The following is a 22123-nucleotide window of genomic DNA, read 5'->3' on the forward strand; positions in this document are numbered from 1 at the left end:
GGTGCGCGAGCCGCCGGAAACGTCGTACCGGACCGGTAGTTTTGGCAGGTGAACCGTACCGATCGGCTTTATGCCCTGGTGGAGGAGTTGCGCGCGGTCGCACCCCGACCGCGCAGCGCACGCTGGCTCGCCGACCGATTCGAGGTCGACGCGCGCACGATCAGGCGGGACATCGGCGCCCTACAGGAGTCCGGCGTGCCCATCTACCCCGAGCTGGGCCGGGGCGGCGGCTACGTGCTGGACCGGGCCTACACGCTGCCGCCGGTGAACATCACCCCGCGCGAGGCGATCGCCGCCGCCGTCGCGCTGGAGACGATGGCCGACACCCCGTTCCTCGACGCGGCGCGTTCGGTGCTGCACAAGATCCTCGCGGTGATGCCACCGTCCGGTGTGGAGGCCGTCGCCGAGCTCGCCGGCCGGATCAGGCTCACGGCGCTGGAGCCGGAACCGTCGGGGGCGCCCGCCCGGCAGGTGCTCCGGACCGCGGGTGACGCGCTGCTCAGCCGCACCGTGCTGGCGATCGAATACGTGGACCGCAACGGCGCCACCTCGCACCGGCTGATCGAGCCGGTGGAGCTGCTCGGCGCCGGCCGGCAGTGGTATCTGGTCGGTTGGTGCCGGCTGCGGCAGGAGGTGCGCGGGTTCCGGCTGGACCGGATGCGCCGGGCGGCGCCGACCAACGAGACCGCGCCGCCCCGGTCGATCGAGCCCGCCTGGCGGGGTGGGCTCGACGTGCCGGCGACCCGGCTGCAACTGCCCGGACGAGCGGATTCGTCGAGAAAAGCGGACAGGATGCTGTCCTGACCAGCGCCGAGAATGGTGGGTGACGAGGCCGGCGTGGTGCCGCCGACGCGATCGGCGGACCGGGCCGGATCACCGCCCACGGGAGGACTCTCGCGATGACCATCAACACCAACCACAGCTCGGCCGTGGTCCCCGTCGACTCCCGGCCGATGCTCTGGCAGAACTGGATGGCGCTGCGCAACGGCGACCGGTCGCTCGTCGAGGAGATCCTCGCGCCCACGGTTCTCGCCCACCTGCCGGTGCCCGGCGGGTCGCCGGAGCAGGTCCGGGGCCGCCAGGCGCTGCTGACCTGGGTCTCCGGCCGGCACGCCGGCTGCCCGGACGCGCGGCTCACCGTCGAGGTCGGCCCGATCATCGGGCCCGACCTGATCGCCGGTCGCTGGAAGCTCACCCGGGCCGGCGACGACCCGGGCAGCCTCTGTCCACACCGGATCATCGTGGCCTGCTCCGGTGTCGACATCCTCCGGGTCGACGGCGACCGGATCGTCGAGTACTGGAGCCACGACGACAGCGTCCAGTTGGACCGCTGCCTGACCTACAGCGCCGCGTAGTAACGGCCCGGTGGGGGGCGGGGATGAACCCTCCGCCCCCCACCGGCCCTCCCCACCGGTCGGGCCGGCGCCCCGCCGTCGACGCGGTGCGGGTCCGGCCCGCCTGGCGTGCTGGTCAGGCGGGCGCGGCCGCACCCCGGTAGGTGCCGAACGACCAGCGGTTGCCCTCCGGGTCACGGACCAGGAAGTCGCGTGATCCGTAGTCGGTGTCCCGTGGCTCCTGGACAACCTCGGCACCGGCGGCGACCGCCCGGGCATACAGCGTGGCCCGAGCGGGTGGAGCGCCAGTTGGATCCCGGAGTGCCGGCCGGGGTGCTCGATCAGCGCGGGAGCGGTGTGCCGGCCGCCGAGCAGCGGCTTGGCCGTCACCCTGTCACCTCCCTGGGGCGGTCTGGCCAGCCTATGTCCGCCGGTCCGGGCGCGGGAACGGGCGTTTGTCCGGTGGCCGGTCGGGTAGCCCCGCCCAGGCGGTGGAAGGGGGAGGACCGTGCGGATCGGCATCGTCGGCACCGGGCACGTCGGTGGCACGCTGGCCCGGTTGTTCACCAAGGCGGGCCACGAGGTGGCGGTGGCCAACTCACGGGGGCCCGACACGCTCCGTGGGCTCGCCGGCGAGCTGGGCGGGCGGGTGCATCCGGCGACCGTGGCGGAGGCGGCCCGGTTCGGCGACGTGGTGGTGGTCTCGGTACCCGTCGGCCGGTACGCCGAACTGCCCGCCGAGCCGATGAGCGGCAAGACGGTGATCGACACCGGAAACTACTACCCGGAGCGGGACGGCCACCTGCCCGAGCTCGACCAGGACCGGACCACCTCCAGCGAGCTGCTCCAGCGGCACCTGCCGGACGCGCACGTGGTGAAGGCGTTCAACACGATGCGCTGGGACCACCTGCGCGAGTACGGGCGGCAGTCCTCGGCGCAGCGCCGTTACGGCATTCCGGTCTCCGGCGACGACGTCGGCGCGAAACGGCGGGTCTCCGACCTGATCGAGCAGGTCGGGTACGAGCCGGTGGACGCCGGCCGGCTGGCCGAGGGGCGCCGGCACCAGCCCGGTACCCCGGTCTATCTCGCCGACCTGGACGGCGCCGAACTGCACAGCCAGCTCGGCGCGCCGTAGCTGCGGCACACCCGCTCGCCGGGCCGCACCCGAGGCGGCCGGGCCACCCTCGGGGTAAGCCGCGGGTCAGCTCTCCGACGGGTTCCGGCCGGCGTCACCGGATGCCGGGCCCGGCTCGTCCGCCTCGCCGGCCGGCTCGCCCCGATCGTCGTCGTTGCCGGTCCGGGCCCGCCGATCCGCCGCCACCGTGTTGACCACGTTGTAGAGCACCGCGGCGATCGGCACCGCGACGAAGGCGCCGACGATGCCGCCGAGCAGTGTGCCGGCGGTGACCACCAGCAGCACCACCACCGGATGCAGCCGTACCTGCCGTTTCATGATCAGCGGTTCGAGCAGGTTCCCCTCCGTCTGCTGCACGGCGATCACCGCCGCCAGCACCAGTAGCGCGGTGGTCGGCCCCTTCGCGGCCAGCGCGACGAGTACCGCGACGCTCCCGGCGACGGTGGCGCCGATGATCGGTACGAAGCCGCCGAGGAACGTGATTACCGCCAGCGGCAGCGCCAGCGGAACGCGGAGGATCACCAGGGCGGCCCCGATGCCGATCGCGTCGATCGCGGCGATCATCATCGTGCCCCGGGTGTACGCGCCCAACGTGTGCCAGCCGGCCCGACCGGCCACGGCCGTCCGGGCCCGGGACCGCTCGGCGACCCGGTCCAGCACCCACCGCCACATCGGGCGGCCATCCTTCAACAGGAAGAACAGCAGTACCAGGACCAGCAGCAGGCCGCCGACCGCCTCCGCCACGGTGGCCGCGCCGCTGACCGGGTCGGGCGCCGACTTCTGGATCCCGGTCACGGCCTGCCGGGTCCACTTGTCGAGCTGCTGCTCGCTGATCGGCAACCCACCGATGAGGAAGTCCCGGGTACGCTCCAGCCCCTGGTCGAGCTGCTTGGCCAGGTCGGAGAACTGGTCGGCGGTCAGCCGCCAGATCAGCAGTACGGCGCCGCCGAGCAGCCCCAGCAGCAGCAGTACGGCGGTCAGCGCGGCCAGCGCGGGCGGGAAGCGGTGCCGCCGCAGCCGGCTGGCCACCGGATCGAGCAGCGCGGCCAGGAACAGGGTGGCCGCTAGCGCGATGCTCAGCGGTGCGAGCCGGGTGGCGATCTGCGCCAGGACGTACGCCCCGGCGGCGATGACGAGCAGGCAGGCGCTGGCCAGCACCGCCCAGCGCACCAACCAGGGGAGACGGTCCAATAGCTGGCTGGGGCGCCCACCGTACCCGTTCGACCGGTCGGCCGCGTTGCCCATGTCCGCCTCCTGTCGACCTCGGCGTCACGGGTACCCGCCCGAGGCCCGGGCGACACCTGCCGCTGTGGGTCGATCTGTTCGGTTCCGGGGGCGTTGGGCGCCCGACCGGTCCGGTCAGGAGGCGGAGCCCGGCTGCCGTGCCGGCCAGCGGGCCGGTGGGACCCCGGGCAACCGGCCCGGTGCCGCCGAGTTCCGGCCCGATGGCGGCAGGTTCCGGCCGGGTGCCGGCGAACCCGCGCCCGGTGTCGACGAATTGCCGGTCGGCGGGGCGGAACTCCGGCTCGGCGTCGGCGCGTTCCGGCGGCGCAGCGAGCGACGGTAGTAGTCGTCCCGGTGCGCGAACTCGACCGGCAGCGATCCGGGCAGGTCGACTCCGCGCCGGGGATCGGCGAGGGCATCGGCGTGCAGCGCCAGCCCGGCGCGGGTGAGCAGCGCGTCCCACTCCGGCGGAGCCAGTTCCACCATGGCCGGGTTGGCGAGCCGGAACCTGGCCACCGCCCGCCGGATCACGGTGGCCAACCGCCGTACGCGCTGCGGCGAGTCGAGCGGGCCGCCGGAGAGGGCGAGCGCCGGCCGGCCGGTGGCCCGTACCGCGTCGCAGACCACGAGCAGGCGCTCGCCGGTGGCGTCCGGATCGGTGTCCAGGTCGGTGCCGGCGGAGAGGATACGCAGCCCGGCAGGCCACTGCCAGCGGATCTGCCCGGTCACCACCCGACTGCTGACCGGTCCGGTCCGGCGGCGGTGCCGCGGATCGGCCTGCAGCCCGGGTGCCGGTCCAATGTGGCAGTCCACACAGACGTACGTCAGCCGCCGGTCGGTGACGGTCACCTCGGCCGGCCGGGGCAGCGACCAGGACAACTCGTCCGGCCCGACGCCGGGGTTGAGCAGGTATCCGGCGACCTCGACCCGGTCGCGCCACAGCACCCGCTCGTCGGTGTCCAGCACCAGCCGGCGGTGCCAGTCGAGCCGGGGGAAGTAGGTGTCGTCCTGGTCCGGGTCGTCGAAGCGGTGCGGCCGGATGAAGAACGGGGACGCGTTCTCGGTCATGGGGGAGGGCCTCCCGGGTACGGGACGTCGTACCTCCTAGGCTGGCGGACTTCCGACCCGCTGTCACGACGGTTGTTGGGGGGTCGGACGCTCGGCTGACCCGTGCACAGCCGTTGGGCGGCGGACGCTGGATCTACGGCCCTGCGGCGGCCGGAGAGTCAGGGCAGGGAGCGGGAAACTGCCGCTCCGGCGCGGCGAGCAGCCGGGGCGCCAGGGCACGCCGAGCGGTGCGGCCGGTCAGTTGCCGATCTCGTCGGCCCGGACGAGGCCGTCCTCGATGGCCCGGGCGAGCAGTGCGGCCTTGGTCGCGGCGGGCCGGCCGGCCCGGGCGTACTTGATCCGGGCCCGGTCGACGTACTGCTTGACGGTGTGCTCGCTGATGTTCATCCGGCGGGCCACCGACGCCTTCGACATCGACTGGAACCAGAGCAGCAGCGCCTCGCGCTCCTTGTCGGACAGCACGGGCCGGCCGGTACGCCGGTCACCGACGATCGCACCGGCCAGCGCCGGCGGCACGTACGGCCGGTCGCTCGCCGCCGCGAGCACGGTGTCCACACAGTGCTCCCGGCCCTCCTGCTTGGCCAGGAAGGCGACCGCGCCGGCGTCCAGTACGGCCAGGATGGTGTCGGAGTCGCTGTGTTCGGAGTAGACCACCACCCGCCGGCCGGCACCGCTCAGCTCGGCCACCTTGTCGATCGCCATCCGGCCGCGCAGCCGCAGGTCGAGCAGGATCACGTCGGCCGGCGGCTGGCCGGCGGCGAGTACCCGGTCCGGGTCCTCACCGGTCGCCACCACCGCCAACCGTGGCTCGGTGGCCAGCCACGAGCGGATCCCCTCGATGACCACCGGGTGGTCGTCGACGATCGCGACCGTGATCCGCGATCCTTCCGGGGTCACGCCGCCCGCCACCGGGTCTGCACCCATACCAGTTCCTCGGTCTCCTCGTAGACGTACTCGACCTCGCCGCCGGGGAGGTCGTCGCCGGTCCTCCCGATGGTGTCACCGGGACCGGCTGGCTCAGATGTGATCATCGACGTGCCGGGTGTGGTCAGGCTCACCACGACCTCGTCGGGTTGGCCGACCACGGTCAGCCGGGCCCACCGGGTCGCGGCGGTCAGGGTCGTGGTCAGCGGTTCGGCGAGCTGCCGGCGGATCTCCACCGGCAGCGGCGGCAGCGTGCCGACGGCCACGAAGTCGACCGGCAGGCCGTTGCGTTCCACCACGTCGACACAGGCGCGCAGCTCGTGCAGCAGCGGATCCGGCACGTCGTCCGACTCGGCGATCAGCCGGCGCAACCGGGACGCCTCCAGGGCGCAGCGGCGCTGCACGGCCGGATCCGCCGGATCGGCCCGCCCCTGCGCGAGGTCGGTCAGGATGGCCCCGGCGGTCCGGTCCAGCGCGGCGAGCCGGTCCCGACGGGTCTGGTGCGTCCGGCCGGCGGCGGCCCGCTCGGTCTCGATCGCCGTCCGGGCCGCGGCCGTCCGGGCGGTGGAGCCGGCGAGGGTGCCGAGCAGGTTGACCGCGATCATCATCGCGATCGGCAGCGTCGCGTTGCCGTAGACGGCCATCGCGTACCGGCTCAGGTCCGCCGCGCCGCCGCCGCGCCGCGCGAGTACCCCGACCAGGGCGATCGCCGCGCCGACCGCCAGCACCGCGACCAGGGCCGGGATCCGCCGACCCCAGAGCAGGAGTACGACGAACCAGCCCAGCGTCGCCCAGCCGAAGTTGGCGGAGTCGAAGACCAGCGACCCCGGTACGCAGGCGAAGACCGCCACGTCGACCAGGAGCAGTACCCCGACCAGCGGCCAGGTCGGCGAGGGCGTGCCGCGCAGCAGGTTGACCGCGGCGACCACACCCACCGCGCTGAAGACCAGCCAGCCGGCGCCGACGACCCAGGGCAGCCGGTACTGCTGCCAACTGCCGAGCACCGCCGGCAGGTTGATGGCGAGGTGCCAACCGAACGCGATCACCACCGCCGCGATCCGGGGACCCCGCTCGACGGTGGCGGTGACGGTGCCCGCCGCACCGCCGGCCAGGTCAGTGGACATCCGACCACTCCAGCCGGATCCGGGTACCCCGACCGGGCGCGGACGAGACCTCGGCCCGACCACCGACCGTCGCCATCCGGCCGTGCACGGACTCCCGCAGGCCGTACCGGTGCCGGGGGACCGTGTCCGGGTCGAAGCCGGGGCCGTCGTCGACCACCTCGACCGCGACGGTGTCGCCGCTGCGGCACAGCCGCACCGAGGCGGTGGCCCCGGGCGCGTGCCGGAGCACATTGGACAGTGCTTCGCCGGTGCTGTGGGTGACCGCCTCGGCGACCGGGGCCGGCACCGCGCACGGCTCCAGCGCCGCGCTGGCCCGCAACTCCGGCAGCCGGCCGAGCAGCGTGCGCAGCCGCTCGTCGAGGGCGATCAGCCGGACCTCACCGGCCGGGGCCGGCCCGGCCGCCGGAGGGTCGCCGGCCAGGCCGGCCAGGGTACGCAGGTCGGCGGCGGCCCGCTCGCGCAGCAGCGGCGACCGCCCGGCGACCGCACCGAGGCCGACCACGGTGAGGGTGGAGAGCACGGTGTCGTGCAGGTCGCGGTTCTGTTGCCGCTCCGCGGCCCGGGCGGCCCGGGCGGTCAGGGCGGCCCGGGCGGTCTCCTGGTAGGCCGCGAAGGCGAGGTCGGCGAGCCGGCTGCTGCGTCGGGCCACCCCGGCCAGGGCGGCCGCGGAGCCGGTCTGCACGGCGAGGGTGATGGCGTGCCCGACCGCCTCGGTGTCGTCGCCGGCCAGTTGCGCGCCGAACCCGTACGCGGCGGCCACCAGCAGCCCGGCCGGGACCGAGTGGGTGGCCGGCAGGATGAACTGGGCGACGATCACCGAGGTGCTGGCCTGGATCGCCACCCAGCTCACCTCGCCGGGCAGTACCTCGGCGGCGACCAGGTCCCGGATCAGCAGGCAGGTGCCGACGGTGAGCAGGATGTCGACGGCCATCGCGGGCCCCGGCCGGCGCCACCGGATCACCAGGGCCGCGAAGAGCACCGACCAGACGGTCAGCAGGCTCACCACGACGACGAGCAGCGGGGTGGAGACCGGCGGGGTACGCACCGCGAGTGCCGGCACCGCACAGGCGATCCCGCAGGTGAGCCGGAGTAGGGCCGGAAAGACCGTGTAGACCCAGCCCAGCGCGCTGGCCGCGGGCATCTCGGCGCCGGCCGGCGCCGGGTCGACCGGCCCGGCGGGCCCGACCGGGGAGGAGCCGGCGGTGGCGGGGGAGACAGACATGTGTGCCCGACCTCCCGTTGCTCCGCCGCCGTGGCAGCACGTCCGAACCGGACCGCGCCCCTACGTATCGAAGGCGAACAATAGCAGAGGTATAACGGTTGGTTTGTCCCAGATCGCAGTTGGTCTGCCGGCTGCCTTCCATCCGAGGGCCGCCGGACCGCCCGGCCCGACCCGACCACCGAACGGGGGTCACGGTGACGGCCGGACGGGGGTCAGTGTGACAGCCGTACGGGGGTCAGCGCGACCCGTACCGGGGGCCGGGCCCGCCGTACGGGTCGGGGGATCAGGCGTGGTCGTTGGCGGGTGGCACCGCGTCGACCGGCATCCGGTAGATCCACACCGGGTAGTCGACGCTGGAGACGCCACCGGCAAGTCCCGGAGTGCGGTTGAGCTGGGCCGCCGGGATCCAGAGCTGACCGGTGCCGTCGAGCCAGAGCGCGTCGCCCCAGACCAGCCGGGGGTCGGCGACCAGGGTCTCGATCCGGCGATCGAGATCGATCGCCAGGATGCGTCGCCGGTCCACGTCGCTCAGATAGATCACTCCGGCCGCGTCGATCGCGGTGCCGCCGGTGGTCGGGGTGTCCACCCACGGCTCGGCCTGCCGGGCGACGATCTCCGGTGGGATCCCCGGGTCGTCGAGGCAGCGCGTCTCGATCCGGTGCAGCGGCCCCGAGGCGGGCTGGTAGTAGAGGTAACGCCCGTCCGGCGACACCTCCAACTGGTCGGCGTGGATCCGCAGTTCCCGGCCGTGCGCGTCGCGGAGCATCTCCCCGTCGGCCCGCAGCGGGCGGCGGGCGACGGTGCTGGCGTGCCCGTCGAGTACCCGGCGGCACGCTGCGGTCGCCAGGTCCAGCACGATCAGCCCGGGGGCACCCGCGTCGGTCAGGTAGCCCATCCGGCCGTTGAACCGGACGTCGTCGACGTAGCTGTTCGGCCGCAGCGCCGGGCCGAGGTCATAGCTCCGGACCACCGTCGCGGAGTCCAGCTCCACGACGATCAGCCGTGGACCTCCGGGTACGACCGGCAGCCCGATGCCGGGACTTCCCGAGTCGACGATCCAGAGGTTGCCGTCCGGCCCGATCCGCAGCCCGTTCACGTGCACGAAGGCGCCCTCGGGATCGAGGTCGTCGCGTACCTCGTTCCAGGCCGGGTCGGGATAGGGGACGACCCGGCCGTCCGAGACCACCTCACCGACCTGGATCCCGGGTCCGTCGGCGGACGGGAAGCTCACGAAGACCCGGCCGTCGCCGGTGGTGGTCACGCCGGTCCAGACCCGGTCGCTGGCGGCCACCGGACGCAGCCGGGGATTCTCCTGGATGGTGGGGCGCACGCCGCCGAGCCTATCGCCGGACAAGCCCCGGAAAGTCCCTTTCGTTGCAGCTCAGTGCTGTCCGGCGATGCCGGCTGCCTGAGGGGGTCCCCGCCGCCGGCAGCCGGGGAGCCGGCTGCGCTAGTCGGGGTATTTACGGCGTTTCGGGGCATCTCCTCGGGCACGATGGCCGGGTGGAGTTCGCCCCGGCCGAAACGCCCGCCCACCGCCGGCCCATCGGTGCGATGGGGTGCGGGGTACTCCACCAGCCGCCCGGCGGCAACCAGAGCCGTGACGCCGGCCGGTCGGCTGCCGGTACCGGCTGACGGGCGGCCCGGGGTGGACAGCGTCATCGACACCCTCAGCGCACTCTCCGGCTGGGCGGCGCTGCTGGTGGTCGGTGGGCTCGCCTTCGGCGAGTCCGCCGCGTTCGTCGGGCTGTTCCTGCCCGGCGAGACCGCGCTGCTGCTGGGTGGAGCGCTCGCCGCGACCGGCCGGGTGAGCCTGCCGGCGATGGTCGTGGTCTCCACCGTCGCCGCCATCGCCGGAGACAGCGTCGGATACGAGATCGGTCGCTGGGCCGGCCCGCCGCTGCGGCGCAGCCGTGCCGGGCGCTGGGTCGGCGAGGAGCGCTGGAGCCGCGCCGAGCGGTTCGTGGACCGGCACGGACCGCTGGCCGTACTGCTGGGACGGTGGGTCGGCGTGCTCCGCACCCTGGTGCCGGCGCTGGCCGGGATGAACCGGATGCCGTACCGCCGGTTCCTGCTCTTCAACGCCCTCGGCGGCGCGGCCTGGGCGACCGCCGTGGTGATGGTCGGCTATCTGGCCGGCGCCTCCTGGCGGCGGATCGAGAACCACCTCGGCGAGGCCGGTGCCGGCCTCGCCGCGCTGGTGGTGCTCTGCCTGGCGGCGTGGTGGCTGATCCGGCGACGGCGCCGCGCGCGGCGCGGAACCCGGCCGTGACCGGGCGGGCGTCGCCGCCGGTCAGCGGGCTCCCACGGGTACGTCGATGATGCTGGCCAGCAACTCCTGGGCCCGGCGGGCCCGGTCCATGTCCTCCCGCTGGATGCGGTCGAGAAACTGCCGGATGTCGTCGTGTCCCTCGGCGTCGCTCTTGTACTGCTCGTAGACCTGACCGCCCTTGAGGGCGTGGTACTGGATCGACACGAGGTCGTAGACGATGTTGTCGGCGTGACCGTGCACCTTACCCATTGCGGTCTCCCTCCCTCGGTTGCCGTTGTCGGCTACCCGGTTAGCGGCCATTGATTCCACCGACCGGTACCCGGGCGGGCGGGTCAGTCGGCGTGCGGCCAGGGTGACGCCGCCACCACGACGCCGTACAGCAGGTGGTCGGCGAGCAGCGCCAACCGCTCCCGGCCGCCGTGCCGGCGCTCGTCGATGCCGAGCAGTGGAGCGAGGCCCGCCTCGAAGACGGCCCAGAAGGCGAAGCCGTACGCCGGGCCGGCCCAGCCCTGCCGCCGTACCGATCGGGGCAGCAGTCCGAAGAGCATCCCGCCGCCGGCACCGTAGGCCCAGTGGACCAACTCGACCAGGGCCTGCCGGCGGTCCACCGGGATCCGCCGGAACAGGCTGGGCGCGGTCTGCCGCAGCACCTCCTCGGGTGGGGTACGCCGGACCAGTCCGAGGCCGGTGGTCACCTGCCGGAAGCCGGACATCGCCATCGCGGCGAACGCTCCCCGGGTGGCGCCCCGGATCGCCGCCGCCGAGGCCGCGCGCAACCGGTGCGGATCCGTCACCTGGGCTCCTCTCCGAGCCGGGCCGGCCGTACCTCGCCTCGCTGCTACCCGGGCGCGGCTGCGGGAAACCCGGAACCATGGCCGGAAGCTCCCCGGGGTGACTCGGCCGGCACCGGTCGGGGCGGGCGACGATTCCGCCCCGACCGGTGAACCGTTACCTCACCGGGCTGCCGGTTGCGGCCAGGAGGACTGGCTGGTGTAGACCAGGTGCCCGGGGATCACCTCCCCGCCGGTGGTCAACTCGGTGTACGCCCAGTGCTCGCCCTCGGGCAGCGGCCCGTCCGGCCGGAGCCTGAACGACGGCGTGCTGCCCCGCTCCACCGTCGCCGGCAGGGTCAGCGTCGCAGGGGCGTACCGGCCGTGGCGGGCGATCAGGGCGTGCCCGAGCCGGTAGTCGACCGTCGCGTCCCCTGCGGTGTACGCGAAGACGTACGCCGTGTACCGGCCGGGCTCGGGCAGGAAGACGTACGCCTGCTCCTGGCTGTGCCAGTTGGCGCTCTTGTAGACCAACTCGTCGCCCTTGAACAGCCAGAGGTCGAGGTCGTCGCCGGGGTCGTCGGAGGCGGTCTGCACCACCAGCCCGGCGGTGCCGGTCGGCACCGTGAAGGCGTGTGCGCGTACTCCGGCGGCGTGCGGGTCGAAGACACCGCCCTGCACTCCGGCCGGCATGCGCTGCTGCGTCCACCGGATCGGGGTGTAGCCGGTCGAGCGACCGGCGACCGGGCCGGTGAAGCCGACCTCCAACAGCCCGAAGGCACCGTTCTGGAGCCGGCCGAACTCCAGCCCGTCGTCTCCGTACGGCCGGGGAGTCAGCCCCCACGGCCGGGCGGCCACCGGCAGCCGTACCGAATGGGCCTTGCTGCGCCAGGTGATCGCCCCGGTCGTGAAGCGGTCCCACGGCGCGCTGCCCCGGCGCAGCGTGACGGTCACCGTGGCGGTCCGCCCCGGGTCCACCGTCACCGCCTCCGGCGAGACGGTCACCCGCATTCCCGGCAGCCCGGTCACCGATGCCCGGTACGTCTCCCGCGCGGTCCCGACGTTGGTCAGCCGGCGGGTCAGCGTCACCGGCTTCGTCGCGTCGTACTCCCGCAGCGAGATCGCCGGCAGGTTGACCTCCCGGCCGTCCGGGGTGGCCGACTCGGCGAACGCGGTAAGTTCGGCCGGGGTCGGCTCGACCACCAGGCCGGGGTCGCCGGCCCGGTCCAGGTCGACCAGCCCGCTGCCCTGTTCCAGGGGCGACGTCGTGCCCTCGGTGCCGGTGGCGGTGGTACGCAGCGCCGAGGCGACCGCCCCGGGCGACCACTCCGGGTGCTTCGCCCGCAGGATCGCCGCCGCGCCGGCCAGGTACGGTGCCGCCATCGAGGTGCCGGAATAGACGTCGTACTCCCGCCCGAAGTTGCCCGGTGGGGAGACCGCCGCGACGATGTCCGCGCCCGGCGCGACGACGTCCGGCTTCAACACCCCGTAGGCCACCTGGTTCGGTCCCTTCGAGGAGAAGTCGGCGACGCTCGGCGTGCCCGGCAGGCTGGAGCCGTTGCCACCGGAGGTCAGCAGCGCGCTGCCGTCGGTCGGGTGCCGCATCAGGTAGCTGAAGAGTGTGCCGGCCTGCTCCTCGGTCGGCAGGTAGAGCACCGGGAAGTCGTAGACGGAGTTGACCCGGAAGTTGCCCTCGGGGACGAAGAGGACCATCGCCGCGCCGCCCTTCGCCTTCACCTCCTGCACCTGCGTGTACGGGTTACCCAGGGCGCAGGCCACCACCTTGTCGCGGATTTTCGCCGGGTCGAGGCTGCCGGGCTCGCAGTACTGCGCGAAGGCATCCAGCGAACCGGCCTGCTCGCCGAAGACCAGCGGGCGGGGCCGACCGCCGGGCAGTACGTCCAGCGAGGCGCCGACGAGCCGGGTGCCGTCGCCGAGCCGGAGCGTCCCCTCGTTGGCCTCGGTCACCGCCGCGCCGACGGTGGTCACCCATGGTGCCGCGTTGCCGATCATCCCGCTCATGCCGTCGTTGCCGGCCGCCGCCGAGACGAAGACCCCGCCGAGTACGGCATTGAGGAAGGCGCTGCCGACCGGGGTGTTCGGCTGCGAGTCCCCCAGCATCGGACCGATCGAATAGTTGATCACCTGTACGCCGTCGGCCACCGCCGCGTCGATCCCGGCGATGATGTCGGCGTCGTAGCCCTCGCCACCCCAGAGCACCTTGTAGACGGCGATCTGCGCGTCGGGTGCCACCCCGGAGACCGGCCCGAAGCTGCGGCCGTCGATGCGGACGTCGCGGATCGGCAGGCCGGCGGCGGTCGAGGCGGTGTGCGTACCGTGCCCGCCCATGTCCCGGGCGGAGAGCACCTCGCCCTGCGGCAGGGCACCCCGGGCCGCCAGGTAGGTGTCGGCGAAGTAGCGGGCCCCCACGATCTTGCCGTTGCAGTGCTCAGCCACGAAGGCCGTACCGGTCTGGCAGGTGCCCCGCCAGCCGCTCGGCGCCGGCATCCGCTTGGCAAAGGACGGGCTCTCCGGCCAGATCCCGGTGTCGAGGACCCCGATCACCATCCCGGCCCCGGTGCCCGGTCTGGGCCGGTCCGGCCTGGCGCCGCCCGCCGAGGCCGCGCCGGTTGCGCCGGTCGCGGCCGTGGTCGCGGTGACGGTCGTCGGCGCGCCGCCGGGTGCCGTCGGGGCAGGACTTCCGGTCGGGTCGGTGGCCGGCCCGCCGGGCGTCGTCGTGCCTCCGGGGGGGTACGGACCAGCCGGGACTCGGTGACGGCGTGGACCCGGGCGTCCTGCCGGAGCGCAGTCACCTGGGCCGGGGTCAGCGTGGCCGAGAATCCGTTGAACGCTGTGCTGAACGTCCGGTCGGCCGTGACACCGGTCGCCGCCAGAACCGCGTCCCGTCGGGCGTCGAGGTGCTTCCGGTACGCCCGCGCCGCCGTCGAGTCCGGCGCCAGCCGCTGGCCCGGTGCCGGCCGGGTCCGGGTCAGCCCGGACACCCCACCGGAGTACGCCGTCACCGGCTCCTCGGTCAGTTCGACGACGTACCGCCCGGGCGCGGTCGGCGCGGCGGACCGCGTCTCCGCATCGGGCTGCCTTGGCCGGGTACGCCCGGCGTCGAACTGGCGCCGCCCGCTACCGCCGGTCAGCTCCGGCCGGTCCCGGTCCTTGGCCAACCCGAGGTCGGCGCCGCTGCGGGCGGTACCGCCCGGTGGGGCCGCCGACGCGACGCCCGGCGCGGCTGTGCCGCCGCTGGCCAGAGCGAGGACCAGCAGGGGTACCGCCAGTCTTCGACGTCGGCTGCCACTCGTGCTCGTGCTGTCAGCCACGAGACTCCTTTCAGTACTCCCGATCCAGGGAGCGCTCCCACGGACAGAAAACGCGCTCTCCGCCGGAAACGCGGAGGAACGCGGCCCCACTCAACCCGACACTGGTCAACCAGGGATTCGTGGGATGTTACGCCCGACTCGGCAATTCAAGATCACGATGCCCGCGTGCCGGTACCGGCGGCGCCCCGACGGCAGCAGCCGGCCATGGCAGCACCGCACCTGCCGCCAGGCCCAGCGCGCCAGCGGGCAACCGGCGTGCCCTGCCGGCCATGCCTGCCGAGGCACGGCCGGGCTCACCGTTCGACGGCGAGCCGCACCCCGAGGCCGATGAAGATGCCGCCGGTCGCCGCGTCGATCCGGCGGCGTACGGCGGTCCGCCGGCGCAGCCAGCCGCCGATCCGCCCGGCGAACACCCCGACGGCGCCGTCGACCAGGAACTCCAGCCCGATCAGGATGGCGCCGAGGATCGCGAACTGCAGCCATACCCGCCCCAACTCCGGGTCGACGAACTGGGGGAGGAACGCGATCGTGAAGGTGACCATCTTCGGGTTGAGCAGGTTGGTCAGCAACCCACTCAGGTACGCCTTCCGGCCTGACAGCCCGCCCCCGGTCGGCAGCTCGGCGTGGGCGTCCCGGCGGCGCCGGATCAACTGCACCCCGAGATAGATCAGGTAGCCGGCGCCGACGATCCGGACCACCGCGAACGCGGTCGGCGCCGCCGCGAAGAGGGCGGCGAGTCCGGCCGCAGCCACGGCCACGTGGACGGCCTCGCTGGTCGCCACCCCGGCGGTGGCGAGCAGCCCGGCGCGGGAGCCGCCGCGCATCCCGCAGCCGAGCACGAACAGCATGTCCGGTCCGGGCGTGACCATGGCGACGATCGTGGTCAGGGTGAACGCCAGCAGCAGGTGTTGGTCGATCGGCATCCGGTGATCGTGTCATCCGTGGGCGCCGGCGTCGCCGAGTTATCGCCACCTACGCCACGCCACCCGGTCCACCCCGGCACCCTGCCTCCCCGGGCTGAAAATGGCTGGGCCGCCCGTCCGGTGGCGCCTACGCTGCCAGCAGCTACAGCCGCGCGACCGCCAACCGTGTCCGGTGCCGAGGGAGATCTGTTTGTCCACCGCCGACCCGTCGTCCGCCCAGGTGCAGGTCGACGAGGCTCTCGTCCGGCGGCTGCTCGCGACCCAGTTTCCGCGCTGGGCGGAGCTGCCCGTGGTGCGGACCCGGATCTGGGGCACCGACAACGCGATGTACCGGCTCGGCGACGACTTGGTGGTCCGGCTGCCCCGCTTCGCCAGATGGGCGCCGCAGGTCGACCGGGAGCAGCACTGGCTGCCCCGTCTGGCCCCGCAACTGCCGTTGACCGTCCCCGTTCCGCTCGCGCTCGGGCAGCCGGCCGAGGGCTATCCGTTCCGGTGGTCGGTCTATCCGTGGCTGGACGGCGAGAACCCGGGCCGCGAGGGTGGCGCCGACCCGGACCAGTTGGCCCGGGACGTGGCGGAGTTCATCCGCGCGCTGCGCCGGATCGATCCCACCGGCGGTCCGGCGCCGGAGGCCAGCAACGCCTATCGGGGCGTACCCGTGGGTGACAGCCGGCCGTCGATCGCCGCCGACGACTCGGTCCGGTCGCGGATCGCGGCCCTGGCCGGCCTGGTCGACACCGACGCGCTGACGGCGGTCTGGGAGGCGGCCCTCGCGGCGGTCCCGGCCTGGGACGGCCGGGGCGTCTGGATCCACGGCGACCTCTCGGCCGGGAACCTGCTGACCGTCGACGGCCGGCTCCGCGCCGTCATCGACTTCGGCTGCCTGGGGGTGGGTGATCCGGCCTGTGACCTGATGGTCGCCTGGACGCTGCTGCCGGCACGCAGCCGCGCCGTGTTCCGGGCCGCCCTCTCGGTCGACGACGCCACCTGGGCGCGGGGCCGGGGCTGGGGACTGGCCGCGCGGGTGCCCGCACCGGAGGACTTCTCGGCCGCCGACCCGGGGCGGGCGGCCTACGCCCGGCGGATCGTGGCCGAGTTCGTCGCCGACCACCGGCAGGACGTGGGCACGCCGGTCCCGGATCGTCGACACTGATCGGCGGCATCGAGGAGGCGGAGTACCGGGCACCGGATGTGCCGGGAGTTCGCCGGGTCCGAGGACCCCGAGCTGCGTCGGTACCGGTGCGACGGGCTGGTGCCGGAGGAAGTACGACCACGTGACCGCCGCAGCGCCCTGCGTCGGGCGCGTCCCGCCCGCCCTTCAACAATCAGTGGATCGGCAACGGCAGCACGAGTAGATCCATGGCGGGCCCCCAGGGCAGATGTGAGGTGTCGATCTTTCGCCAGCCGGCCCGTTCGTAGAGGCGTCGGGCAAGGGATCGTGGGTCGGATGCGAGGGTTGCCCATGTCTCGGGGCGGTCGACGAGGAGTCGACGCATCAGCTCGGCGCCGATGCCCCGCCGACGGCGGTCGGGGTGGACGATCCATTCCATGACCGCAAGCTTGGCCGCCGCCAGCACCTCCGGAGCCGGGGCGGCGTCGGCACGCGACCACCACACGCCGGCCGGCATCGTCCAGCCATAGGCGGCACCGATCAGATCCGGACCGTCCTCGGCGGCAACCAGGGTGAAGCCCGGCCGTACGGACTCCTCAGGAAGCTTCGCCGCGAATCCGGCCACCTCGTCCGCCCCCTCCTCGTACGGCGGCTCCGCGTACACCACGCCGTACAGCTCGACGAGGTCCGGGAACAACGGCACAGCGGACGGGCCGTCGAGACGGCGGTAGGTGACCACCGTCGAAGGCTACGTCCGGATGGTCGGGATGCGGGCTTCCAGTTCGGCGACATCCGAGCGAGCGGTCCCCGACGGCACCACGGCGACCACCTGTCGGGCAACCTCGTGTAGTAGTTCGTTGTCGGCGGCGTGTCGTAGCCCGTCGGAGACGTGCTCGGCCTGGACCAGGTATGAGGCGCGGCGTGATTCACCGGGTGTGAGGCCGCGCATCATTAGGCGAAGGTCAAGACAGTCCGTTCGGCGCTGAGGACCCGTGACCGGCCGCCGATGGTAACGATCAGGACGGGTACGCCCTCGGGAATGTCGAGGGAGGCTCGCTCCTCCGGGCTCGGCATCCGGGCGACGACCTGCGATCCACGTTGCACCCGAACCGGCTCCCGTTCGATCTGCTCGCGTACCTGCGTGCCGCGTCCCGGCGCGGCGTCGATGAGGCCCTCCCGACGGAGTTCTGCCACCGCGCGACGGACGGTGCCTCTTCCGACTCCATATTCGTGGCTGAGCCTGGCCTCGGGCGGAAGCAGCGTCCCGGGCAACCACTCGCCGGACGTGATCCGTGCTCGCAGCTCGGCAGCGAGCTGGCGATGGCGCGGAACGCCGGAGTGGGGATCTAGCACAGACCGGACGCTACGAGCAACAGAACGAACATCCGCTGGTGCGGTTAATCGAATGTACGAACAATAGTTCTTGACGTTGGCGGACGAGGGGTGGTGCGGGCACTTGCCCCCTCGACACCCTCGCGGAATCTTCGCGGTAGCAGCGACCGATGACGCGGCGTACCGTCGATTTCACCGGTCCGATCCAGTGCGGGAACGCCGCCGCACCCTTTGAAGGAGGGGCACCGTGGGACGTGACTACATCGGCCTGCGCATCGCACGCTGGCGCGACATCGCACGCCTGACGCAGCAGGAACTGGCCGACACTGTGGGCATCAGCCGCGAGCACCTTTCGCGCGTGGAGAACGGGCACAAGCCGGTCACCGATCGGCGACTGCTCTACGCCTTCGCGACCGCGCTCGGCGTCTCCGTCACGGACCTCACCGGCCAGCCGGCCCAGCCGCAGACCCGAGACGATCTTGTCATCTACTCTGCCGTCCCGGCGCTGCGCGGTGCTCTCGACGACGACCCCGAGGACACCTCACCAATCACGCCGAAGGTCCTGGCCGCCGAGGTCGATCGGGCCATGGCCGCCCGGATGGCATGTGACTACCAGACCCTCGCCGCTCTCCTGCCGCCCCTGGTCATGGACGCTCGGCGGCTGGCAAGCGTCGGCGGAGACGACGGCCGTGCCGGTCTCGACCTGCTGGTGCGGGCTACGGTCTGCGCGTCGCTGACCGTCAAACCGTTCGGTCACATCGACCTCGCTGCGAGGCTCGTCGAACGCGCCCAGGCCGCCGCTGATCAGTTGGACGAACCGGCTCTCACCGCAGCGGCGGCCTTCGCCTCGTCGCAAACTGCGTTGGCGAGTGGCACTGTCGGCGGCCGACGTCGATCCCTTGCCATCGCCGCCCGAGCCGCAGACCAGGTTGGTGACATCGGCGGTGACGAGGCGCTGTCCTGGTACGGGATGCTGCACCTCCAAGCAGCGCTCTCAGCCGCCACGCTCGGCCAAACCGACGCAGCCAGCGCCCATCACGGTGAGGCGGAGCAGGCTGCCGGCCGGGCCGGTGCCGACCCGTGGCGAATGGAACTGACGCCGGCCAACGTCGGCGTGTGGCGCGTAGCCGAGGCGCTGGAGGACGAGCCCGGTCGTGCGCCGGAGTACGCCCGACGGGTCGACCGGACGGGGCTGCGGACTCGTCAACGGCTCGCCCACCTGCATATCTCCTGCGGGCGAGGCTGGTATCAGGCTGGCCACCCGGACAAGGCAGTGGCCCAGTTTCTTGCGGCTGACGAGGTGTCCCCGGCCGAGCTGCGGTCGCGGCCGAGCGTACGGGAGATCGTCGGCCAGATTGTCAGGGATGCTCGCCGGCAGGGCGGTGCCGAGCTGCGAGAGCTGGCGGTTCGGGTGGGCGTTGACCCGTTGGACCCCGATGCCGACGCCGGTCCCATGTAGGGCCTGACAAGATCGGCGATCTTGAAACGGTGTGACCGTGTGGTCACACCGTTCGTGTTTCTGTCCACCTACGGTCCGTCATGGACGCGGCGGACACCGATCTCCGTCAGCACTCTCCGGTCCGGTTGCGCGCCGCGTCCGCCAGCCGGGCGCCGCCCGCCCCCAGTAGCCCGGGCGGCGCCCACCAGGCGGGTGTGGCGGTCGGTGCCGGGGAGGGCCCGGCCGTCACCCCTCAGACGCGAGGGAGGCCCAGGTTGTTCAGGTGGTGGAGGCGGTGGCGTGGCCGGCGGGCGGAACGTCGCGCCGCCCCGCAGGTCTTGGCCGCCGCCCGACTTGACGACGCGGCCGAGCAGCGGGCGGCCCGAGAACGGGTCTTGAGGCTCGCCAGTGCCTACTACGACGGGCGCGGCCAGGCTGTCCGTGAACGGGCCCGAGCTACCTGGGCTACTGAGACCCGTTGGGACGGACAGCCCATCATCACGACGGGCCAGCGGCGGCAGTACCGGCGGTTGCCGTGAACGTCGTTTTCCGGCTTGTCGACCTCGCCCTCGACCTCCTAGCGTGGCTGGTCGAGGAGTTGCACGGGGTCCGCGACTACCGGCGTGAGGACGGCCGCTGGCGCCGGGTGGACGGGCCGGACCGGTGAGCGGCGGGATCGCTGGGGACTGGAGCCCGGCCTTGGAGTACGCCACCGCGCGGATCGTGCGTCAGGTGCACGGACGGGGTGGCCCTTGCCTGAACTGCACCCGGGGCTGCTGCCCAGTTGACGTCTGGGCGGCTGAGGTGCTGCGACGCGAGGAAGTGGTCCGGATTCTGCTCTCCGGTCTGCTGCCGGATGACACGACCGTCGACGACATCCGGGCGGCCCTGGAGCACGTCGGATGACCGCCGACCTGATGGTGGACCCCTCGGCGGTCTGTATGCCGTGCTGGCTCGCGGCCCGGCCGCCGGTGACCGTCAGCCCGCATGGCTGCCCCGGCTTTGTGATCGTCGCCTACGGCGGCGTGCCGTCCGTGAAGCCGTGTACCTGCCTGGTGTGCTGGCCCGACGGGCCGCCGCCAGTACCCGAGACACCCTTCCGGTTGGCCTTTCCGGAAGGGTAGCGACGAAAACTCTCGCGCGAGCGGAGCGAACGAGAGACGGCCGGATGCGACGGTGCGGAGGACCGGGAGGTCCTCCGCACCGGGTGTGTCGTACCGGGTTGGTCAGCTGGCGCTACAGGTGGGTGACATTCCTGTGCCGCTGCCGCTGCCCTGGAAGCCGAACTCGGTCGACTGTCCGGCGGCTATCCGGCCGTTGTAGCTCACGTTGGTGAACGTGACCGCGCCGCTGCTGCCACTGCGGTTCGCGTTCCAGGCGTTGGTGACACTCGCGCCGGACGGCAGGGTCACCCCGACCGACCAGCCGTTGGTGCCGGACGAGCCGGCGGTGACCCGTACCGTTGCCACGAAGCCACCGGTCCAGGAGTTCAGCGACACCGTCGCGGAACAGCCGCCCGGTCCCTGCGTCGGCGGGGTCGTCGGCGGGTTGGTCGGGTTGCCGGTCGGCGGGGTCGTCGGCGGGTTGGTCGGGGTGACGCCGTTGTTCAGCGCGCTGAGCGTCGCGTCGTACGCCGGCTTCTTGTTGCCGTTGCAGTCGAACAGCAGCGGGGTGCCACTGCTACGCCACGAGTCGCAGTCCCGCACGCCCCAGACGGTGATGCCGGTGCAGCGGGAAACGGCGAGGCAGTCGTTCACCACGTTGCGGTAGGTGTTCGCCTGGGTGGTGCCGGAGCCCTCGATGTCCAGCTCGGTGATCTGGACGTCGACGCCGAGCGCCGCGAAGCTGGAGAGCGTGGTGCGGTAGTTGCTCGGGTACGGCGAGCCGCTGTTGAAGTGCGACTGGAAGCCGACACAGTCGATCGGTACGCCGCGCTGCTTGAAGTCCTGCACCATCCGGTACACCGCCTGGGTCTTGTCCCAGGTCCAGTTGTCGGTGTTGTAGTCGTTGTAGCAGAGCTTGGCGTTCGGGTCCGCCGCGTCGGCGGCCCGGAAGGCGGCCTCGATCCAGTCGTTGCCGGTGCGCTGGAGGTTGGAGTCGCGGCGGGCGCCGCCGTTGCCGTCGGCGAACGCCTCGTTCACCACGTCCCAGGAGTCGATCTTGCCGGCGTAGTAGCTGGCCACCCGGGTGACGTGGTTGAGCATCGCCTGCCGCAGCGCGGTGCCGGACATGTTCTGCATCCAGCCGGGCTGCTGCTGGTGCCAGGCCAGGGTGTGGCCCCGGACCTTCCAGCCCCGGCTGATCGCGTGGTTGACGATCCGGTCCGCGTTGGTGAAGGTGAACTGGTTCTGCTGCGGCTCGGTCGCGTCGATCTTCATTTCGTTCTCGGGCGTGGCCTGGTTGAACTCGCGGTTCAGCACTGTGCTGTAGGTGCTGTCGCTGAGTTTGTTCGCTGCCACGGCCGCGCCGAAGTAGCGGCCGCCCCGCTCCGCCGCCGACGCGCCGAGCGTCGTCGCGGCGTTGGCGGAGCCGGCGAAGGTGAGGGCCGCACCGGCGGCGAGGACGCCGACGGCGAGTGAGACCAGTGCGGCGCGCGGGCCGGGTCTCGCCATCAGGCGTCTGGGGTCAGGGACGGTCTTGTTGCTCATGGCTTGTTGCCTCTCGGGTCCGGAAAGGGATGGTGTGCGGCGTCGTCGATGCACCCGTCCGCTGCGGTGCCGGCTCGGTGGACGGTGTCGTGGGGATGAGCGACCCCGGGCGACCCGTGCCTGGACGACCTCGGCGAGCCCGGCGCAGAGATCGGCGTGGTGACTCGTGCCGTGGTCGGCGAGCGATGACCACGGCACTCGGCACCAGCGGGGCACTAGCCCGTCTCACGGGCATGGGACTCCGTTCAGGGGGCAACCTTACGTTG

General features: G+C 72.8%; 24 protein-coding genes and 1 pseudogene. 9 read left to right on the top strand and 16 right to left on the bottom strand.

Going from position 1 to position 22123, the window contains the following annotated elements:
* Nucleotides 1-48: 48 nt before the first annotated feature.
* Entirely contained in the window at nt 49-804 is a 756-nt protein-coding gene (locus tag AAH979_RS06975; protein WP_346257197.1) for a YafY family protein, read from the top strand.
* 95 nt (nt 805-899) lie between these two features.
* Nucleotides 900-1355, top strand: coding sequence for a nuclear transport factor 2 family protein (locus AAH979_RS06980; protein WP_346257198.1), 456 nt, complete (start codon nt 900-902; stop codon nt 1353-1355).
* Nucleotides 1356-1470: 115 nt separating this feature from the next.
* Here the strand turns inward: AAH979_RS06980 and AAH979_RS06985 are convergent.
* Nucleotides 1471-1617, bottom strand: a pseudogene (locus AAH979_RS06985) (VOC family protein); the annotation flags it as partial.
* 225 nt (nt 1618-1842) lie between these two features.
* Here AAH979_RS06985 and AAH979_RS06990 point away from each other — a divergent pair.
* On the top strand, nt 1843-2469 hold the full coding sequence (locus tag AAH979_RS06990; protein ID WP_346257199.1) for an NADPH-dependent F420 reductase: 627 nt from the start codon (nt 1843-1845) through the stop codon (nt 2467-2469).
* 66 nt (nt 2470-2535) lie between these two features.
* On the opposite strand, the gene AAH979_RS06995 is transcribed toward AAH979_RS06990, so the two are convergent.
* From AAH979_RS06995 to AAH979_RS07020, 6 genes are all read right to left on the bottom strand, one after another.
* Nucleotides 2536-3714 (bottom strand): AI-2E family transporter, encoded by a 1179-nt coding sequence (locus AAH979_RS06995; protein ID WP_346257200.1) that lies wholly within the window; start codon nt 3712-3714, stop codon nt 2536-2538.
* A 114-nt stretch (nt 3715-3828) separates the two neighbouring features.
* The gene (locus AAH979_RS07000; protein WP_346257201.1) at nt 3829-4761 is read right to left on the bottom strand and encodes a hypothetical protein; all 933 of its coding nucleotides are present in this window, start codon (nt 4759-4761) and stop codon (nt 3829-3831) included.
* Nucleotides 4762-4998: 237 nt separating this feature from the next.
* Nucleotides 4999-5685 carry a response regulator transcription factor gene (locus AAH979_RS07005; RefSeq protein WP_346257202.1) on the bottom strand — a complete coding sequence of 229 codons (687 nt, stop codon included), beginning with the start codon at nt 5683-5685 and terminating at the stop codon, nt 4999-5001.
* Nucleotides 5655-6809, bottom strand: coding sequence for a hypothetical protein (locus AAH979_RS07010; RefSeq protein WP_346257203.1), 1155 nt, complete (start codon nt 6807-6809; stop codon nt 5655-5657). Before AAH979_RS07010 ends, AAH979_RS07005 begins: the two co-directional genes overlap by 31 nt.
* Complete coding sequence (locus tag AAH979_RS07015) at nt 6799-7950, bottom strand: ATP-binding protein (RefSeq protein WP_346257333.1); 1152 nt, start codon at nt 7948-7950, stop codon at nt 6799-6801. Before AAH979_RS07015 ends, AAH979_RS07010 begins: the two co-directional genes overlap by 11 nt.
* Nucleotides 7951-8314: 364 nt before the next feature.
* On the bottom strand, nt 8315-9361 hold the full coding sequence (locus AAH979_RS07020; RefSeq protein WP_346257204.1) for an L-dopachrome tautomerase-related protein: 1047 nt from the start codon (nt 9359-9361) through the stop codon (nt 8315-8317).
* Between the two features lie 318 nt (nt 9362-9679).
* Between AAH979_RS07020 and AAH979_RS07025 the strand changes: the two genes are divergently transcribed.
* A complete protein-coding gene (locus AAH979_RS07025) occupies nt 9680-10303 on the top strand; it encodes a DedA family protein (protein ID WP_346257205.1) in 624 nt (207 codons plus the stop codon).
* A 21-nt stretch (nt 10304-10324) separates the two neighbouring features.
* On the opposite strand, the gene AAH979_RS07030 is transcribed toward AAH979_RS07025, so the two are convergent.
* The 5 genes from AAH979_RS07030 to AAH979_RS07050 form a co-directional block, all read right to left on the bottom strand.
* The gene (locus AAH979_RS07030) at nt 10325-10552 is read right to left on the bottom strand and encodes a hypothetical protein (RefSeq protein WP_346257206.1); all 228 of its coding nucleotides are present in this window, start codon (nt 10550-10552) and stop codon (nt 10325-10327) included.
* 83 nt (nt 10553-10635) lie between these two features.
* A complete protein-coding gene (locus AAH979_RS07035) occupies nt 10636-11097 on the bottom strand; it encodes a hypothetical protein (RefSeq protein ID WP_346257207.1) in 462 nt (153 codons plus the stop codon).
* A gap of 159 nt (nt 11098-11256) precedes the next feature.
* Nucleotides 11257-13641: a S8 family serine peptidase gene (locus tag AAH979_RS07040; protein WP_346257208.1), complete on the bottom strand. Its 2385-nt coding sequence runs from the start codon at nt 13639-13641 to the stop codon at nt 11257-11259.
* On the bottom strand, nt 13635-14405 hold the full coding sequence (locus AAH979_RS07045) for a protease inhibitor I9 family protein (RefSeq protein ID WP_346257209.1): 771 nt from the start codon (nt 14403-14405) through the stop codon (nt 13635-13637). Before AAH979_RS07045 ends, AAH979_RS07040 begins: the two co-directional genes overlap by 7 nt.
* 293 nt (nt 14406-14698) lie before the next feature.
* Nucleotides 14699-15328 (bottom strand): LysE family translocator, encoded by a 630-nt coding sequence (locus AAH979_RS07050; protein WP_346257210.1) that lies wholly within the window; start codon nt 15326-15328, stop codon nt 14699-14701.
* A 190-nt stretch (nt 15329-15518) separates the two neighbouring features.
* Here AAH979_RS07050 and AAH979_RS07055 point away from each other — a divergent pair, with 190 nt between their 5' ends.
* Nucleotides 15519-16481 (top strand): aminoglycoside phosphotransferase family protein, encoded by a 963-nt coding sequence (locus AAH979_RS07055; RefSeq protein ID WP_346257211.1) that lies wholly within the window; start codon nt 15519-15521, stop codon nt 16479-16481.
* A 172-nt stretch (nt 16482-16653) separates the two neighbouring features.
* On the opposite strand, the gene AAH979_RS07060 is transcribed toward AAH979_RS07055, so the two are convergent.
* Genes AAH979_RS07060 through AAH979_RS07070 form a run of 3 tightly spaced genes read right to left on the bottom strand, consistent with a single transcriptional unit; the run spans nt 16654 to nt 17792 of the window.
* Nucleotides 16654-17178 carry a GNAT family N-acetyltransferase gene (locus AAH979_RS07060; RefSeq protein ID WP_346257212.1) on the bottom strand — a complete coding sequence of 175 codons (525 nt, stop codon included), beginning with the start codon at nt 17176-17178 and terminating at the stop codon, nt 16654-16656.
* A gap of 9 nt (nt 17179-17187) precedes the next feature.
* Nucleotides 17188-17391 (bottom strand): hypothetical protein, encoded by a 204-nt coding sequence (locus AAH979_RS07065; protein WP_346257213.1) that lies wholly within the window; start codon nt 17389-17391, stop codon nt 17188-17190.
* On the bottom strand, nt 17391-17792 hold the full coding sequence (locus AAH979_RS07070; protein ID WP_346257214.1) for a GntR family transcriptional regulator: 402 nt from the start codon (nt 17790-17792) through the stop codon (nt 17391-17393). Before AAH979_RS07070 ends, AAH979_RS07065 begins: the two co-directional genes overlap by 1 nt.
* 226 nt (nt 17793-18018) lie before the next feature.
* On the opposite strand from AAH979_RS07070, the gene AAH979_RS07075 reads away from it, so the two are divergent.
* From AAH979_RS07075 to AAH979_RS07090, 4 genes are all read left to right on the top strand, one after another.
* A complete protein-coding gene (locus AAH979_RS07075; RefSeq protein WP_346257215.1) occupies nt 18019-19230 on the top strand; it encodes a helix-turn-helix transcriptional regulator in 1212 nt (403 codons plus the stop codon).
* A 514-nt stretch (nt 19231-19744) separates the two neighbouring features.
* On the top strand, nt 19745-19876 hold the full coding sequence (locus tag AAH979_RS07080; RefSeq protein WP_346257216.1) for a hypothetical protein: 132 nt from the start codon (nt 19745-19747) through the stop codon (nt 19874-19876).
* Nucleotides 19877-19908: 32 nt separating this feature from the next.
* Entirely contained in the window at nt 19909-20115 is a 207-nt protein-coding gene (locus tag AAH979_RS07085; RefSeq protein WP_346257217.1) for a hypothetical protein, read from the top strand.
* Entirely contained in the window at nt 20112-20333 is a 222-nt protein-coding gene (locus AAH979_RS07090; RefSeq protein WP_346257218.1) for a hypothetical protein, read from the top strand. Before AAH979_RS07085 ends, AAH979_RS07090 begins: the two co-directional genes overlap by 4 nt.
* A 102-nt stretch (nt 20334-20435) precedes the next feature.
* Here the strand turns inward: AAH979_RS07090 and AAH979_RS07095 are convergent, their stop codons facing one another.
* Nucleotides 20436-21821, bottom strand: a complete 1386-nt coding sequence (locus tag AAH979_RS07095; RefSeq protein ID WP_346257334.1) for an endo-1,4-beta-xylanase — start codon at nt 21819-21821, stop codon at nt 20436-20438.
* Nucleotides 21822-22123: the final 302 nt, after the last annotated feature.

Source organism: Plantactinospora sp. ZYX-F-223 (genome assembly GCF_039649625.1).
GTDB lineage: Bacteria > Actinomycetota > Actinomycetes > Mycobacteriales > Micromonosporaceae > Plantactinospora.

Coding starts and splice junctions, on each gene's coding strand:
- AAH979_RS07050 (WP_346257210.1), bottom strand. CDS start 15,328: ATGCCGATCGACCAACACCTGCTGCTGGCGTTCACCCTGACCACGATC.
- AAH979_RS07065 (WP_346257213.1), bottom strand. CDS start 17,391: ATGATGCGCGGCCTCACACCCGGTGAATCACGCCGCGCCTCATACCTG.
- AAH979_RS07000 (WP_346257201.1), bottom strand. CDS start 4,761: ATGACCGAGAACGCGTCCCCGTTCTTCATCCGGCCGCACCGCTTCGAC.
- AAH979_RS07095 (WP_346257334.1), bottom strand. CDS start 21,821: ATGGCGAGACCCGGCCCGCGCGCCGCACTGGTCTCACTCGCCGTCGGC.
- AAH979_RS07010 (WP_346257203.1), bottom strand. CDS start 6,809: ATGTCCACTGACCTGGCCGGCGGTGCGGCGGGCACCGTCACCGCCACC.
- AAH979_RS06980 (WP_346257198.1), top strand. CDS start 900: ATGACCATCAACACCAACCACAGCTCGGCCGTGGTCCCCGTCGACTCC.
- AAH979_RS07090 (WP_346257218.1), top strand. CDS start 20,112: ATGACCGCCGACCTGATGGTGGACCCCTCGGCGGTCTGTATGCCGTGC.
- AAH979_RS07030 (WP_346257206.1), bottom strand. CDS start 10,552: ATGGGTAAGGTGCACGGTCACGCCGACAACATCGTCTACGACCTCGTG.
- AAH979_RS07015 (WP_346257333.1), bottom strand. CDS start 7,950: ATGCCCGCGGCCAGCGCGCTGGGCTGGGTCTACACGGTCTTTCCGGCC.
- AAH979_RS06995 (WP_346257200.1), bottom strand. CDS start 3,714: ATGGGCAACGCGGCCGACCGGTCGAACGGGTACGGTGGGCGCCCCAGC.
- AAH979_RS07005 (WP_346257202.1), bottom strand. CDS start 5,685: ATGGGTGCAGACCCGGTGGCGGGCGGCGTGACCCCGGAAGGATCGCGG.
- AAH979_RS07040 (WP_346257208.1), bottom strand. CDS start 13,641: ATGGTGATCGGGGTCCTCGACACCGGGATCTGGCCGGAGAGCCCGTCC.